Here is a 14,985-nt window from a genome sequence, read left to right as displayed (position 1 = left end):
CACGGACTATATGGCTTGTACGCATTGCTCGCTTGCCGGGCGTGAACTACTCAGCCGCCCGGGTCGATTTACTCGGCTCTGCCCTTGTTCCGGCTGCCCATGACGCGAGAGATCTCGCGTTCGGCGTCACGTTTCGCCAGCGACTGGCGCTTGTCGTAGGACTTCTTGCCGCGGGCGAGGCCGATCTCCACCTTGGCCCATCCGTCGGAGAAATAGACCGAGAGCGGCACCAGGGTGAGGCCGCTCTCGCGGACCTTGTTGCCGAGACGGTCGATCTCCTGCCGCTTCAGCAGCAGTTTCCGGACCCGGCGGGGAGGGTGGTTCGTCCAGGTGCCCATCGTGTATTCGGGGATGTGCATCGCATGGATGAAGACCTCGCCGTCGGAGATCTGCCCGAATGCGTCCACGAGCGAGCACCGGCCGGCCCGCAGCGACTTGACCTCGGTGCCGGTGAGCGCGACACCCGCCTCGAGCGTCTCGAGGATCTCGTAGTCGTGGCGCGCCTTCCGGTTGGACGCGACGACCTTGCGTCCCTTTTCGCGCGGCATCGACCCCTCCAGAAATCTTGACAGGAGTATCAGCGTATCGCGCAAAGCAACCGGGTTGGCAGAAGCAGCGGGTCAGCACAGACAGCCGGGCAGCCAGGACAGCGGCTGCACGGGGCTGCCGTTGAGGCGGACCTCGAAGTGCAGGTGGTAGCCGGTCGAGGCGCCGGTGGTGCCGACCCGGCCGATGACCTCGCCGCGGTGCACGACCTGACCGACGCGCACGAGGATCTGCGACTGGTGCGCGTAGCAGGTGGCCAGCCCCTTGCCCTGGTACAGGCCGTGGGACAGGCAGGTGTAGTTGCCGTTGCCGCCGGCCCAGCCGGCCCGGACCACCTTGCCGTCGGCGGCGGCCAGGATCGGCTGCCCGCCGCCCGCCGCGACGTCGATGCCGGCGTGCAGCTGGTACACCTTGTACACCGGGTCGAAGCGCATGCCGAAGTTGCTGGACTTCCAGCCGTGCACGGGCATCAGGAAGAAGGCCCCGGTCTTGGGCGGGATCGCGGTGGTGATCGGCGCGCCGCCGGTGCCCTGCCGGCCGGACGCCTTGGCCGCCCTGGCCGCGGCCGCCGCCTCCGCCGCCGCGGCGGCACGCAGCTCGCCGGCGACCCGTTCGCTGTCGACCTTGAGCTGCTGGTACCGGGCGAGCACGGCGGTGCGTTCGGAGTTGGCGACGGCCTCGGCCTGGGCGCTGCGGTCGATGAGGGTCCTGACGTCGGCGGCGGCCTGCTCGGCGCCGGCCTGCGCGGCCAGGCTGTCCTGCAGCGCCTGGCGGGTCTGCTCGGCCGCCCGGCGGGCCTGGTCGCGGGCCAGCTCGGCGACGTCGGAGCGTTGCTTGGCCGCCATCCTGGCGACGGTCAGCTCGTCGAGGGCCCGCTGGCTCTCCGCGGCGACCCGGTCCAGGTAGGAGATGCGCAGGGCCAGGTCGTTGGGCGAGCCGGACTCGAGGATCGAGTTGACCATGGCGAACCCGCTGCCCTTGTACGCGGCCGCGACGAACGCGGACACGTCCCGGCGGCCCTGGTCGACCTCGATCTTCGCCCGGTCGTACTCGGCGTCGGCGGCACCGAGCGCGGCGTCGGCGGCCTCCCGGTCGCGCTGCGCCTGCCGGGCCGCGGCGTCGGCGGCGATGACCCGGCCCTTGGCGTCCTCGAGCGCGTCCTGCGCGCCGGGCAGCGCGGCGGTCGCCGCGGCGTGGTCGGCGGCGGCCTGCTGGGCCCGCTCGGTGGCGGCCTCGAGGGTCGCCTGCGTCTCCTGGATCTGGCGGTCGATGCGGGCCTTGTCGTCGCGGGCGTCGGCGTGTCCCGCCGTGCCGCTGCCGAGCAGCACGACCACGGCCCCGATGGCGCAGACGATCCTGATCCGGTTCACGTAACCCTCCAGTACCACTTGAGGGTTACCGTACGCAGTGAAAGACCTATAAGTGGCGAATTTTGGCGGAATGCACCTATCGTGGTGCGCTGCCGGATATACGAAGAGGGGTGGACCGGAGCACCGGCCCACCCCTCTCGCGGCGTCGCGTCAGACGCGCACGTAGAACCGCAGCGTGATCCAGGCGGTGATCGCGCTGACCAGACCACCGGCGCCGGCGAGGACCGGCAGCATCAGCCAGATGCTGCCCCAGTCGATCGGCAGCAGCACGTTGGCCAGGGCCTTGAGCGAGCCGTCGATGAAGAAGAACTTCGCCGCGACCAGGCCGCCGAAGGCCAGCAGTGCGCCGATCAGGCCGGCGAAGACCGCCTCCAGGACGAACGGCAGCTGGATGAACCAGTTGGACGCGCCGACGAGCTTCATGACCGCGACCTCACGGCGCTTGCTGTAGGCGGCCACCTGGATGGTGTTGGCCACCAGGAGCAGTGCCGCGGCGCCCTGCACGATGGCGACGGTGAGCGCGAGGGCCTGGAGCGCGCCGAGCAGCTCGAAGACCTTCTTCAGCAGCTCCTGCTGGTCGACGATGTCGCTGATGCCCTCCTGCGAGCGGATCTCGTCGGAGAGCTCCTTGACCTTGGTCGGGTCCTTGAGCTTCACCCGGTACGACTCCGGCAGGGAATCCTTCTTCGTCGCGTTCACCAGGTCGGGGGCGTCACGGAACTGGGTCTTGAACCGCTCCCACGCCTCGTCCTGGCTCTCGTGCGTCACCTCCTTGACCAGCGCGCTGTTGTCGAGGGCGCTCTTGATGCTGGCCCGCTGGTCGTCGGTGACGTCGGCCTTCAGGAAGATGGACACCTCTACCCGCTGGTAGAAGAAGTCCTCCATCTTGTTGACCTGGAAGAACAGCAGCAGGCTGGCGCCCAGCATGGTCAGCGACACCGTCATCGTGATGATCATCGCGATGGTCATGGTGACGTTTCGCCACAGTCCGGTCAGGACTTCGGACAGGACGTACTTCAAGCGCATCGGGTGGGGTTCCTTCCCAGCGGACCCGGCAAAGTCAGGCTTACTACGACTGGATCATTTGTGGTGATCGTCAGCCGTAGACACCGCGCGGCTGGTCCCGCACGATCCGGCCGCTCTCGATCTCGACGACCCGCCGGCGCATCTGGTTCACGATGTTGGAGTCGTGGGTGACCATGACGACCGTGGTCCCGGTCCGGTTGATCCGGTCGAGCAGGCGCATGATCTCGATCGACGTGTCCGGGTCGAGGTTTCCCGTCGGCTCGTCGGCCAGCAGGATCAGGGGCCGGTTGACGAACGCGCGCGCCACGGCGACACGCTGCTGCTCACCACCGGACAGCTCATGGGGGTAGCGGTGCTCCTTGCCGCCCAGGCCGACCAGCTCCAGCACCTCCGGGACGACGCGGCGGGCGACGCCCTTCGACTTGCCGATGACTTCGAGGGCGAAGGCGACGTTCTCGTAGGCGGTGCGGTTGGGCAGGAGACGGAAGTCCTGGAACACGCAGCCGATCTGCCGGCGGAACGCCGGGATGCGCCACGAGCGCATCGAGGTCACGTCGCGCTCGTTGACGACGACCTTGCCCTTGTTGGGCGTGACCTCATGCAGCAGCAGCTTGATGATCGTGGACTTGCCTGAGCCGGAAGGTCCGATGAAGAAGACGAACTCGCCCTTCTCGATGTTGACGGAAACATCGTCGAGTGAGGGGCGGGACGCCTTCGGATACGTCTTCGTCACGTGGTCAAGCCGAATCACGGGACGTGAGTCTACGCGGTGTGACATCCACGCCAAGTACACGAAGTGCGTCGCGCGGCGTTTGCCCCAAATGCGAACCCGAAGAGCTGACCCCAACCGCAGGGCAGCGCGCGATTCCAGCCGCAAGTGTGACGTACGCCTCACTTGCGGCTTCGGCCTTCCCATTACCGATGGTGACCATCGCACTCCAGTGTGATGATCATCTGCCATCGACGGTCCTACGCGGGGTTGAGCTCCCGCTGCTTGCGCCACCGGATTCCGGCGTCGATGAAACCGTCGAGGTCGCCGTCGAACACCGCCGACGGGTTGCCGGTCTCGTGCTCGGTGCGCAGGTCCTTCACCATCTGGTACGGGTGCAGCACGTAGGAGCGCATCTGGTCGCCCCAGGAGCCCTGCACGTCGCCGCGCAGCTCGTTCATCTTCGCCGTCTCCTCGGCCCGTTTCAGCGCCAGCAGCTTCGCCTTGAGCACGCCCATGGCGGTCGCCTTGTTCTGGATCTGCGAGCGCTCGTTCTGGCAGGACACGACGATGCCGGTCGGCAGGTGGGTCAGGCGCACGGCGGAGTCGGTCGTGTTGACGCCCTGGCCGCCGGGGCCGCTGGAGCGGTACACGTCGACGCGCAGCTCGTCGTCGGGGATCTCCACGTCGTCGGTCTGCTCGACGACCGGCACGACCTCCAGCGCGGCGAACGACGTCTGCCGGCGCCCCTGGTTGTCGAACGGGCTGATCCGCACCAGCCGGTGCGTGCCCGACTCGACCGACAGGGTCCCGTACGCGTACGGCGCCTTCACCGCGAACGTGGCCGACTTGATCCCGGCCTCCTCCGCGTAGGAGGTGTCGTAGACGTCGGTGGCGTAGCCGTGCCGCTCCGCCCAGCGCAGGTACATCCGCAGGAGCATGTCGGCGAAGTCCGCCGCGTCGACCCCGCCGGCGCCGGCACGGATCGTCACGAGCGCCTCACGGGCGTCATACTCCCCGGAGAGCAGGGTGCGGACCTCGAGCTCCTCGATCGACTTGGTCAGCGCGGTGATCTCGTCGGCGACCTCGTTGAGCGAGCCCGGGTCGTCCTCCGCCTGGGACAGCTCCAGCAGCACCACAGCGTCGTCGAGCTTGGCCCGCAGCCGCTCCAGCTTGCCGATCTCGCCCTGCACGTAGGACAGCCGGGAGGTGACCTTCTGCGCGGCCACCTGGTCGTCCCACAGGTTGGGCACGGCGGCCGCCTCCTCGAGCTCGGCCTTCTCCTTGCGGAGACGGTCGAGGTCGATCACGGCCTCGATGTTGCGCAGGATGCCGTCGAGGTGCTTGAGCGATTCGGCGTGGTCGAGAGCGGTCACCCTCAAAGACTACGCCGAACCGGCGCGCGCATCCGGCGGTGGATGCGCGCCGGGCCACCGGGCGCCCGGCGGATACGCCGTGAACCGTCCCGCCGCGCTATTTCCCCGGCGCGTTCTTGAGCCAGGCGAGCGCGGCCTTGTGATACCCGACCGCGAACTCCAGCGACGCGGCATAGAACTCGTCGCCGGACTTCTTCGCCTCTTTGGCCATTTCCCGCGCCTCGGTCAGCGCCGCATTGTGGTATTCCGCGGCCTGCGCATACACCTGCTGCAGTTGTGCGGCGCTCTGCTGCGCGCCGAACGCGACACGCAATGCGACGGGATTGCGCAGCGACTCGCGTCCGGCCGGCTCCGACAGCCAGCGGGTGAATGCGCGCTTGCCGGCCGGCGTGATCGCATAGGGTTGGCTCGAGCGTGCGCCCGGCTTGCCCAACCTGACATAACCGGCCTCCGCGAGCGCGGGGAGCTCGCGGTAGACCTGGCTGCGGGTCATCGACCAGTAGGCCCCCAGGCGTCGCTGCGCCGCGGCCATCAGCTGGCCACCGGTCATCGGCCCCTCGTGCAGCAGACCGAGCAGGGCCGCCGCCGTCGCGTTGACTCCAGATTCCGCCATGGATCTACGCTGTCATCTTTCCGCGGCTCAGTCCAGGTTTTCGACAAATCCACTGTCGACTGTCGCGTCGCGACTGTCGAGTTAGGACGGAAATTTCGGCGGCGACGGAAAGGACGGCATGGTCGGGAACGGCGGCAGCGGGTCACCGATACCGGGCAGCGACCGTCCCGGCGAAGGCACCGTCGAGGGACGCCTCGTGGGCGGTTTCCCGCCGCCTCCGGGCGCCGTGGAACCGTCCACGGCGGGCGGCGCGGAAGGGTCACCGGACGGTTCGGCGGTCGGGCCGGCGGACGGCTCCGCGGACGGCGACGGACCGGCGGACGCGCCCGCGGGCGTGGTCTGGTTCACCGGGGCGGGCCGCCGGCCGTCGCCGTCGAAGGCGCCGCTGAGCAGGACCGCACCGACGCCGAGCATGATCAGCAGCAGTACCGCCGCCCCGACGCCGGCGAGGACCCGCCGGTCGGACCGGCGCTCACCACCGGCCGCGGCGCCACCGGCCGGGCCGTCACCGGGATCGCCGGCCGGCTCGTCGGCGCCGGCCCGCAGCCAGGGCAGCACCTCCGGGGCGCCGGCCGGCGCCTCCGCCGCGGACGCCAGCGCCTCGGTCGGCGGCTCAGCGGTCTCCTGTACGGCCGGCCAGGGGTCGCCGGCCGGGTCGGACGTGGGGCTCGGGGTGGCGGCGGGCGCCTTGGCCAGCTCGACCGGGGCGGTGGCCGGGTCGGGCAGTACGGGCCAGGCGGCGGGCACGACGACGTCGGTGGAGCGCTCCTCGGCGGTCGGGGCCACATCGGCCGGGGTCTCGACCCGCTGGTGCGGGATGCCGGGCGTGAGCACGGCGGTGAACGCGTCCGCGGCGGCGACCCCGTCCACCTCGGCGACCGGCGCGACCTCGGGCTGCTCCGGCGTGTCGCCGGCCCACAGCGGCACGTCCGTCACCAGCGCGGGCCCGTCGGCCTCCCCGGCAGGTGCGTCGGCCGCGCCCTCCTCAGCGGCGCCCTGGTCAGCGGCGCCCTCCTCGGCGGCGTCCTGGTCAGGGACGGCCTGGTCAGGGACGGTCTCAGCGGCGGTCTCAGCGGCGGCGGGCGTGGCGAGCGCCTGGTGCAGCGCCGCGAGTGCACCGCCGGGCTCGGCATCCACCGGCTTGTCGAGCGCGACCGCGGCCGGCTCCTCGGCGACGACCGGCGCGATGACCTCCGTCGCCTCCTCGGCCGGCACCCCGGCGATGACCTCCGTCGCCTCCTCGGCCGGCGCCGCGGCGATGACCTCCGTCGGCGGCTCAGCCGGCACCCCGGCGACGACCTCCGGCGACGGCTCGGCCGGCACCGCGGCCATAACCTCCGTCGGCGGCTCAGCCGGCACCGCGGCGACGACCTCAGTCGGCTCCTCCGCGGACCCCGGCGCGACAACCTCCGACGATCCGGCGTCGGGTTCCGCCGACACGGCGGGCTCCGATGCGGCGGCGACCTCCGGCGACGCGGGGGCCTCCGGCGACGCGGGGGCCTCCGCCACCACCGGCTCCGTCGGCGGCTCGGCCGCCGCCGGCGCGATGATCTCCGTCGGCGGTTCGGCGTCGACGATCTCGATGCCGTTCGGTGCGGTGGGCAGGTCGGCGACGTCCCGGTGGACCGAGGCGGCGAACGCGCCCGCTCCCTGCGCCTGCGTGGGCAGCTCGGCGAGCGGCAGCCCGTTGGGCTCCGTCGGCAGGTCCTTGATCGGCACCGCCATCATCAGCGCCGCCGACGCCGCGGCCGGGGAGGTCGGGGCGGTCGGCAGCGGCACCCAGTCGACGCGGCGGACCGGGGCGGAGACGGGGGCGGTCTGCTCGGCGGAGCGTACCCAGAAGGTGACGGCCTCGGCGGGGAGGCGGGGCAGCGGCTCGAAGCCGTCGAGGGCGCCCTCCGCGACCCGCAGCCGGCCCACGATCGAGGAGGCCGCCGGGCGCATGCGGGGGTCGAGCTCCATGCAGGCCTCGATGATCGGCCAGAGCGCGGCCGGCATCCCGGGCGGCGGCACGGGCACGCAGTCGGCGTGCCGGCGCAGGACGTCGTTGGGTGATCCGCCACGGTACGGGCTGCGACCGCAGATCAGCTCGAAGAGCACGACGCCGAGCGCGTACACGTCGGAGGCCGGGCTGGGCAGGCCGCCGGCGACGACCTCGGGGGCCACGTACTCCGGGGTGGCGTGGGTCGGGCCGGCCGGCTGGTCCAGGCGGCGCGCGACGCCGAAGTCGGCGAGGCGCACGGGGCCGCCGTCCAGCGGGACGAGCAGGTTGCCGGGCTTCACGTCGCCGTGGACGATGCCGGCGGCGTGCACGTACGCGAGCGCGTCGGCGACCTGCGCGACGACCTCGGCGGCGACGGCGGGCGGCAGCGGCCCGTCGGCGCGCAGCCGGCGGCGCAGGTCGGAGCCGTTGATGAGCTCCATCGCGATGGCGAGCAGGCCCTTGCCGGTGATCAGGTTGTGGACCCTGATCACCGACGGGTGGTCCAGGCCGGCGAGCAGCTCGGCCTCGCCGAGGAAGCCGTCGACCAGCTCGGGCACCTCGGCCGCCTCGGCGCGCATGACCTTGACCGCGACCCACTGGCCGGTCTGCTCGTCGTACGCGCGCCAGACCGCGCCGATGGCGCCGCGGGCGACCTCGGTCTCCAGCCGGTACCGGTTGCCGAGCACTGTCTTCGCGCCGGTCGTCGTCTTCATCGGGCCCCTCCCCATCACCTGGCACGGTAGGCCCGCGTCGATGCCAGGGGACGGACCGGGTGGGCCGGTTGGCACAAAGAAGGGAGTAGCGTCGCTACATGTGGGAACGCAGCTCCCACAGCTCGGGGTAGAACCGCAGCTCGACGCGGGAGCGCAGGTAGGCGCCGCCGGCGCTGCCGCCGGTGCCGGCCTTCGTGCCGATCTGGCGTTCGGCCATCAGGACGTGCCGGGCCCGCCACAGCGACCAGGCCTGGTCGTGGGCGACGAGGGTCTCCGCGAGGTCCCAGTACGAGCCGTGGTGCTCCCGGTCGCGGGAGATCGTGAGCAGTGACGCGATGCGCTCGTCCTTGGTGCCGACGGCGAAGCCGGCCTTCTCGAGCGTGGCCAGGAACGCCTCCCAGACGCTGGGCTCCTCCAGGCGGCGGTTCAGCCGGGCCTGCTCGGCGTCGGACAGGCCGCGGAAGCGCTGCAGGTACGTGGGATCCTTCAGCCCGGACAGGAACTCGATCTCCCGGAACTGCGCGGACTGGAACCCGGAGGCCGGGGACAGCTTGTTGCGGAAGCGCAGGAAGTCCTGCGGGGTCATCGTGTCGATGACGTCGACCTGCCCGACCAGCACCCGCTGGATGGCCAGGCAGCGCTCCAGGCGGATCCGGGGCAGGTAGGTCTCCCCCGTCAGCAGGCGGTCCCGCGCGTCGGTCAGCTCGTGGAGGATGAGCTTGAACCACAGCTCGTACACCTGGTGGATGGTGATGAAGAGGAGCTCGTCGTGCGCCGCCGGGTCGGATTCGGGGACCTGCGCGTCGAGCAGACCGGACAGTCGCAGGTAGTCACCGTAGGTGAGGCGCCCGCCCTGCTCGCCGAAGTGGGCGTCCTGCCAGTTGCCGGCGACGTTGCCGGGCGATGGGTTGGTCACCTCCCCAACCTATAAGGTCACGACTCGTGACGAGAGGTGCACTGGTCGGCTGGCTGGGTCGTTTGGCACCGGACGAGTTGGGCGCCGTGCTGCGCCGCCGTCCCGACGCCCTGGGCGCGCCACCCCCCGAGGACCTGGTGCAACTGGCCGCCCGGCTGTCGGCCCGGACCAGTGTCGAGGAGGTCGTCGCGACGCTGCCGCTGCCGGCCGTGCAGGTCCTCGAGGCACTGTCCGGGCCGGCTCCGGTGCCGCTGCCCGACCTCGCCGACCGGCTCGGCGTGGCCGTCGACGACCCGGCGCTGGACGCCACCCTGCAGGTGCTGCTGCAGCGGGCGCTGGTCTGGCCGTCGGAGGACGACGGCGCCCTGTACAGCGCGGCGCCGCTGCCGCGGGTGCCGGCCGAGCCGTTCCAGCCGGCCCCGCCCGCGCCGGCGCTGCTGCCCGCCGACCGGGCCGCGGTGCGCGACGCGGCGGTCCGTGCGGCGACGCTGCTGCTGGAGCGGCTGCCGGTGCTGCTGGACGCGGCGGCGGCCCGCCCGCTGGGCCGGCAGCGCTCGGGCGGGGTCGCGGTGCGCGAGCAGCGCCGGCTGGCACTCGCCTCGGGGCTGGACGAGCCGACGGTCGCGCTGCTGGCGGACCTGGCGGTCGCCGCGCGGCTGCTGGGGCCGGACGGGGTGCGGCTGGTGCCGACCGTCGCCTACGACGACTGGGCCGAGCGGGCACCCGCGGACCGCCTCGCCAGGCTGCTGAGGGAGTGGTGGTCGGGCCCGCCGCTGCGGCAGGTCGTCGTCCGGGCGATGCACGACCATCTGCCCCCCGACACCGCGGTGGCCGATGTGTCGTCGTTGGCGCCGCTCGTACGGTGGACCGCGCCGCTGCAGACGCGGGAGCTCGACGACCTCGGGGCGGCCGTCATCGGGGTCGTCGCCGAGGCCACGCTACTCGGGGTGTGCGCGTCGGGGGCGCTGAGCCCGCTCGGCCGGGCGCTCGCCGACGGCCGGTCCCTGTCGGACGTGGCGCAGCGGCTGCTGCCCGCGGCGCCGGCCGACACGCTGCACGTGCGCGGCGTCGGCAGCGTCATCGTCAGCGACGACACAGCCCTGCTCGACGAGATCGTCGCCGCGGCCGGGCTGGCGCCGCTGAAGCTGCGCCGGATCGCGCCGACGGTCGCCGGGTCCGCGCTGTCGCCGGTGGACACCCTGGCCGCGCTGCGGTCCGCGGGGTACCGGCCGGCCCGCGACGCCGGACCGGGCCCGGTCCGGCTGCACCGGGCCAGGGTCGACCACGCGCGGCGCCCACCGGCGCGGGCGACCGTGGACCCCGCCGAGCTGGCCGCGCGGCTGCTCGTGCCGCAGCAGCGCCGGCCGAGCCCGCTGGACGTGATCCGGCAGCGCGCCCCGCAGCTGGGCCCGGAACAGGCCCAGCTGCTGGCCGACGCGGTCGAGGACGGCTCGCCGGTGTGGATCCGGTACGTCGACGCGAACGGCCGCACGTCCGAACGCGTCATCGACAACGCGCACCTGTCCGGCGGCACCATCGACGCGTGGTGCCGGATGCGCCGCGACGACCGGGCGTTCACCCTGGACAAGATCGTCGCGGTCGCACCGGCGCGGGTCTAGCCCATGTGCGGGTAGCGGTGGTCGGTCGGCGGCACGAACGTCTCCTTGATCGTGCGCGGCGACGTCCACCGCAGCAGGTTGTGCCAGGAGCCGGCCTTGTCGTTGGTGCCGGAGGCGCGCCCGCCGCCGAACGGCTGCTGCCCGACGACCGCCCCGGTGGGCTTGTCGTTGACGTAGAAGTTGCCGGCGGCGAAGCGCAGCGCGTGCGAGGCCCGCTCGATCGCCTGCCGGTCGGTGGCGAAGATCGACCCGGTGAGCGCGTACGGCGCGACCGACTCCGCCTGCGTCACCACGGCGTCGTAGTCGGCGTCGGGGTAGACGTGCACGCCGAGGATCGGCCCGAAGTACTCGGTGGTGAACACCTCGTGCGCCGGGTCGGTGGCCTCCACGACGGTCGGGCGCACGAAGAAGCCCTCGCTGTCGTCGGTGGTGCCGCCGGCGACGACGGTGCACGACGCCGAGTTCTTGATCCGGTCGAGGGCCTGGGCGTGCCGCTCGAACGCCCGCCGGTCGATGACGGCGCCGCCGAAGTTGGCGAAGTCGGTGACGTCGCCGTAGGCGAGCCCCTCCGCGGTCGTGACCAGCTGGTCCTTGATCGCCGACCAGATGCTCGCCGGCACGTACGCGCGGGAGGCGGCGGAGCACTTCTGCCCCTGGTACTCGAACGCGCCGCGGATCAGCGCCGTGGTCAGCGCCGCCGGGTCCGCGGACGGGTGGGCGATCACGAAGTCCTTGCCGCCGGTCTCGCCGACGATGCGCGGGTAGGAGCGGTACTCCCGCTCGGCGACCGTCCGGTTCAGCGTGCGGAACACCGCGGTCGAGCCGGTGAAGTGGATGCCGGCCAGGTCACGGTCGGCCAGGGCGACCTCGGAGGTGGCCAGGCCGTCGCCGGTGACCAGGTTGATCACGCCGGCGGGCAGGCCCGCGGCCTCGAACAGCCGCATCGTGTAGTGCGCCGCCAGCTGCTGCGTCGGCGACGGCTTCCACACCACCGTGTTGCCCATCAGCGCCGGTGCCGACGGCAGGTTGCCCGCGATGGCGGTGAAGTTGAACGGGGTGATCGCGTAGACGAACCCCTCCAGCGGGCGGTGGTCGAACCGGTTCCACACGCCGGGCGACGACTTCGGCTGCTCCGCCAGGATCTGCTGGGCGAAGTGCACGTTGAACCGCAGGAAGTCGATCAGCTCGCAGGCCGAGTCGATCTCGGCCTGGATCGCGGTCTTGCTCTGCCCGAGCATCGTCGCGGCGTTGAGCGTGTCGCGCCACGGCCCGGCGAGCAGGTCGGCGGCGCGCAGGAACACCGCGGCCCGCTCGCTGAACGGCAGGTCGCGCCAGGCCGGCGCGGCCCGCTTCGCCGCGTCGACGGCGGCGGCCGCGTCGGCGGTCGTCGCGTTGTGCGTCACGCCGAGCACGTGCCGGTGCCGGTGCGGCTGCACGACGTCGATCGGCTCACCGGCGGCCATGCGCTGCCGGCCGTCGATCGTCATCGTCAGCTCGTGCCGCTCACCGGCCAGCTCGGCCAGGCGCCGTTGCAGGCTCTCCCGCTCCGCCGACCCGGGCGCATAGCCGCGGACCGGCTCGTTGGTCGGGTCGGGCACGGCGAACAAGCCATCCATCACGCAAACTCCCAGATCTGTGCTCGGCAACGTTGACGAGGTCCCCTCTCATCTTCCCACGCTCCCCTGAACGCTCATTCGGGTCGCTTCCGCGTACGCTCCTTGCTCGTGAGTACCGTTTCGTCCGAGGTGTCAGCAACGGAACATGGGCAGCGCCGGCCGGTCACCGTCGTCGCCGTCGCGCTCGTGCTGCTGGCGTTGACGCTCTGGTCGACGTACAGCGTCATCGCCAACGCGGCGAGCGACTTCCTCATCACCACCCTCGCCGCGCTGGTGCTGCCCAGCGTCCTGCTCGCCACGATCCTGGCCGGCGCGGCCGTCGGCGTCCTCGCCGTCGGGCTGCTGCCCTGGCGCGCGCTGCTCGCCGGTGCCGCCGGCGGCCTGGCCGTCGGGCTGGTCGCGATGGCGGGGACGCTCATCGCGTACCACCAGGGGCCCGCGGTGCCGTACGTCGCCGCGGTCGTCGCCGTCACCGGCGCGCTCGGTGGGGCGACCGCCGCGCTGCGGCATGTGGCCGTCGTCACGGCCGGGGTCGCCGGCGGCGTCGCCGCGACGGCGCTCGGGCTCGTCGCCGCCTACTTCCAGAACGACCTCGTCGACCTCTTCGGCAACCAGGAGACCGTCGGCACGATGGCCGAGGCCGCGTCCCGCCTGCAGCTGACCACGTCGGTGCTCAGCGGCGTGCTCGCCGGCGTGGTCGCCTTCGCCTACCTGCGGCGCACCGGTCTGGCGCTGCCCTGGCCCCTGTACCCCGCCGCCGGCGCCGCCGCTGGCCTGCTGACGCTGGTCGCGACCCTGCTCGGCTGGCTCGGCCGACTCCCGCTGACCGAGATCGTCGAGGACTACAGCGAGTTCGACGCGCAGATCATCTACAGCCGCCTGCCGGAGCAGATCAACCACGGCATGATCGTGCTGTTCGCCGGCGCCTTCACCGCCATGATCCTCGTCGGGCGCACGATGCGCCGGCCCGCTACGGGATGAGCTGGTCCAGCTCGGACGGGTCGTACCACTCCAGCTCGTGATCCTCGGCGCCGTCCACGGTGAACTGCGCGTCCGGGTCGCCTGCCGCGGCCTCCTCCACCACGTCGGCGGCGGCCGAGACCGCCAGCTCCGCGTCGTGCCCGTCGACGTGGATCGCGGCGACCGCCCGCAGCGGCACCTTCCCCGCCACCTCGACCTGGCTCGACCCGAGGTCCAGCCCCGCCATCTTCAGCGACCTCTCCGGCAGGTCCACGCACAGGACCACCCGCCGGCGGGGCGCCTTCGGGTCGTGCCGCAGCAGGCGCAGGGCGCTCTGGGCCGCCCGGGTGAACGCGACGTACTCGAGCTCCTCCTCGTCGCCCTCCGCGTACCACTCCCGCAGCGCGGGCGTGACCGCGTGCGCCTCGGGCGGCGGGGGCAGCTCGCCGCTCTCCCGCAGCACGGCCAGCTGGGCCAGGGTCGCCGGCAGGTACACACGCGTGAGGTCACTCGTCACGACACCTGTCCTACACCCTTCGCACCACTTTTGGCGCGCGAACGCCCGCGTGTCACGATCGGCCCGCCGTCCGGCGGCCGGGCGGCCTTCACGGGTGGTCGAAACTCGTCGGGCGCGAACGGTGGCAAACTGAGCCCATGGAGCCGCGATTCCTGCTCATGGCCGACGTCGCCGAGCAGTTGAACGTGTCGACGTCGCAGGTGTACCACATGGTCCGCAGCGGCGAGCTGCCCGCGATCAAGGTGGGCGGGCGGGGGCAGTGGCGCATCGAGCGGGCCAAGCTCGAGGAGTACATCGAGCGCAAGTACGCCGAGACGGCGGAATGGGTGCGCTCCAACCCGCTCGTCGTGGACCGCGCCGAGGACGAGCCGTTCGCGTAAAGCGACGGCTGTGGTTTTTTCCGTTTTTATCGGACTTTGACGGTCTAGTTGATCTTGCGTTTGCTTACGTTTGCCTTGACCCTCGTGTGGGTGGGTCGTAGAAAGGAAGAGGCAAACGAAGGCAAACGCAAGGATCGGGGGACTGTCATGGCGCCCACCACGACACAGGCTCGCCCGCGCCGCCGCGCCCGCACCGACCGGCCGGCCGGGTCGCGGGGAGCCAGCCGGTCGCCTGCGGGAGCCGGGCTGACCAGCGTCGGGGTGCCGGACCCGCCGATCGCGTCCGGGCCCGGCCCGGTTGTCGTCGCGCCGGCCGGCTCAGCCGCGGCGGCGCCACCGGGGCCGGCCCCTCCCGAGCTGGGGCCGGCGTCTGCCGGTCTGGGGCTCGCGGGGTCGGCGCTGGGCGGTCCTTCGGTGGTGGTGCGGCCGGCGCCGCCGCTGGACCCGCCGTGCGAGGTGACGCAGGCCCGGCGGCCCGTCCAGCCGGCGGGCGGCATGGACTTCCTGCCCGGCGACTGGCTCGCGTTCCCGGGCCGGGCAGGACCCGCCTCCGCCCGCCGGCTGGACGGGCCGCCGGGCCTGCGTCACCTCGCACGGCGGGTCCAGCGGCGGGGGCCGACGGCCCCCCACCGCAGGACCG

14 protein-coding genes are annotated in these 14,985 nt (G+C 72.3%); 4 read left to right on the top strand and 10 right to left on the bottom strand.

Features of this window, described 5'->3' with window-relative positions; translation table 11 throughout:
* Positions 1–68: 68 nt before the first annotated feature.
* From smpB to OP18_RS48985, 8 genes are all read right to left on the bottom strand, one after another.
* Entirely contained in the window at positions 69–548 is a 480-nt protein-coding gene (gene smpB, locus OP18_RS49020) for an SsrA-binding protein SmpB (protein WP_033367415.1), read from the bottom strand.
* A 72-nt stretch (positions 549–620) separates the two neighbouring features.
* Positions 621–1,916 (bottom strand): M23 family metallopeptidase, encoded by a 1,296-nt coding sequence (locus OP18_RS49015; protein WP_033367413.1) that lies wholly within the window; start codon positions 1,914–1,916, stop codon positions 621–623.
* Between the two features lie 150 nt (positions 1,917–2,066).
* Complete coding sequence (ftsX, locus tag OP18_RS49010; RefSeq protein WP_033367411.1) at positions 2,067–2,942, bottom strand: permease-like cell division protein FtsX; 876 nt, start codon at positions 2,940–2,942, stop codon at positions 2,067–2,069.
* A 70-nt stretch (positions 2,943–3,012) separates the two neighbouring features.
* Entirely contained in the window at positions 3,013–3,693 is a 681-nt protein-coding gene (gene ftsE, locus OP18_RS49005) for a cell division ATP-binding protein FtsE (protein WP_033367409.1), read from the bottom strand.
* Between the two features lie 218 nt (positions 3,694–3,911).
* Positions 3,912–5,027, bottom strand: coding sequence for a peptide chain release factor 2 (gene prfB / locus OP18_RS49000; RefSeq protein ID WP_033367407.1), 1,116 nt, complete (start codon positions 5,025–5,027; stop codon positions 3,912–3,914).
* A gap of 97 nt (positions 5,028–5,124) precedes the next feature.
* Positions 5,125–5,640 (bottom strand): PadR family transcriptional regulator, encoded by a 516-nt coding sequence (locus OP18_RS48995; protein WP_033367405.1) that lies wholly within the window; start codon positions 5,638–5,640, stop codon positions 5,125–5,127.
* A gap of 81 nt (positions 5,641–5,721) precedes the next feature.
* Positions 5,722–8,337, bottom strand: a complete 2,616-nt coding sequence (locus OP18_RS54235; protein ID WP_052388516.1) for a serine/threonine-protein kinase — start codon at positions 8,335–8,337, stop codon at positions 5,722–5,724.
* Positions 8,338–8,431: 94 nt separating this feature from the next.
* Positions 8,432–9,253 (bottom strand): tryptophan 2,3-dioxygenase, encoded by an 822-nt coding sequence (locus OP18_RS48985; protein ID WP_033367403.1) that lies wholly within the window; start codon positions 9,251–9,253, stop codon positions 8,432–8,434.
* A gap of 26 nt (positions 9,254–9,279) precedes the next feature.
* On the opposite strand from OP18_RS48985, the gene OP18_RS48980 reads away from it, so the two are divergent.
* The gene (locus OP18_RS48980; RefSeq protein WP_156090331.1) at positions 9,280–10,872 is read left to right on the top strand and encodes a WYL domain-containing protein; all 1,593 of its coding nucleotides are present in this window, start codon (positions 9,280–9,282) and stop codon (positions 10,870–10,872) included.
* Here OP18_RS48980 and pruA read toward each other — a convergent pair.
* Complete coding sequence (gene pruA / locus OP18_RS48975) at positions 10,869–12,488, bottom strand: L-glutamate gamma-semialdehyde dehydrogenase (RefSeq protein ID WP_033367399.1); 1,620 nt, start codon at positions 12,486–12,488, stop codon at positions 10,869–10,871. The two genes, OP18_RS48980 and pruA, sit on opposite strands and share 4 nt — an antisense overlap.
* Before the next feature lie 108 nt (positions 12,489–12,596).
* Here pruA and OP18_RS48970 point away from each other — a divergent pair, with 108 nt between their 5' ends.
* On the top strand, positions 12,597–13,469 hold the full coding sequence (locus tag OP18_RS48970; protein WP_156090330.1) for a hypothetical protein: 873 nt from the start codon (positions 12,597–12,599) through the stop codon (positions 13,467–13,469).
* Here OP18_RS48970 and OP18_RS48965 read toward each other — a convergent pair.
* On the bottom strand, positions 13,459–13,965 hold the full coding sequence (locus OP18_RS48965; protein ID WP_033367395.1) for a DUF6912 family protein: 507 nt from the start codon (positions 13,963–13,965) through the stop codon (positions 13,459–13,461). The genes OP18_RS48970 and OP18_RS48965 overlap by 11 nt on opposite strands.
* A 137-nt stretch (positions 13,966–14,102) precedes the next feature.
* On the opposite strand from OP18_RS48965, the gene OP18_RS48960 reads away from it, so the two are divergent.
* Together OP18_RS48960 and OP18_RS60120 are read left to right on the top strand one after the other, a co-directional pair.
* Positions 14,103–14,345, top strand: coding sequence for a helix-turn-helix domain-containing protein (locus OP18_RS48960; protein WP_033367392.1), 243 nt, complete (start codon positions 14,103–14,105; stop codon positions 14,343–14,345).
* A gap of 414 nt (positions 14,346–14,759) precedes the next feature.
* On the top strand, positions 14,760–14,985 hold a 226-nt coding region (locus OP18_RS60120; RefSeq protein ID WP_033367390.1), incomplete at its 3' end, for a hypothetical protein.

The organism is Dactylosporangium aurantiacum (genome assembly GCF_000716715.1).
Classification (GTDB): Bacteria; Actinomycetota; Actinomycetes; order Mycobacteriales; family Micromonosporaceae; genus Dactylosporangium; species Dactylosporangium aurantiacum.
This window is presented reverse-complemented; position numbering and strand designations above follow the sequence as displayed.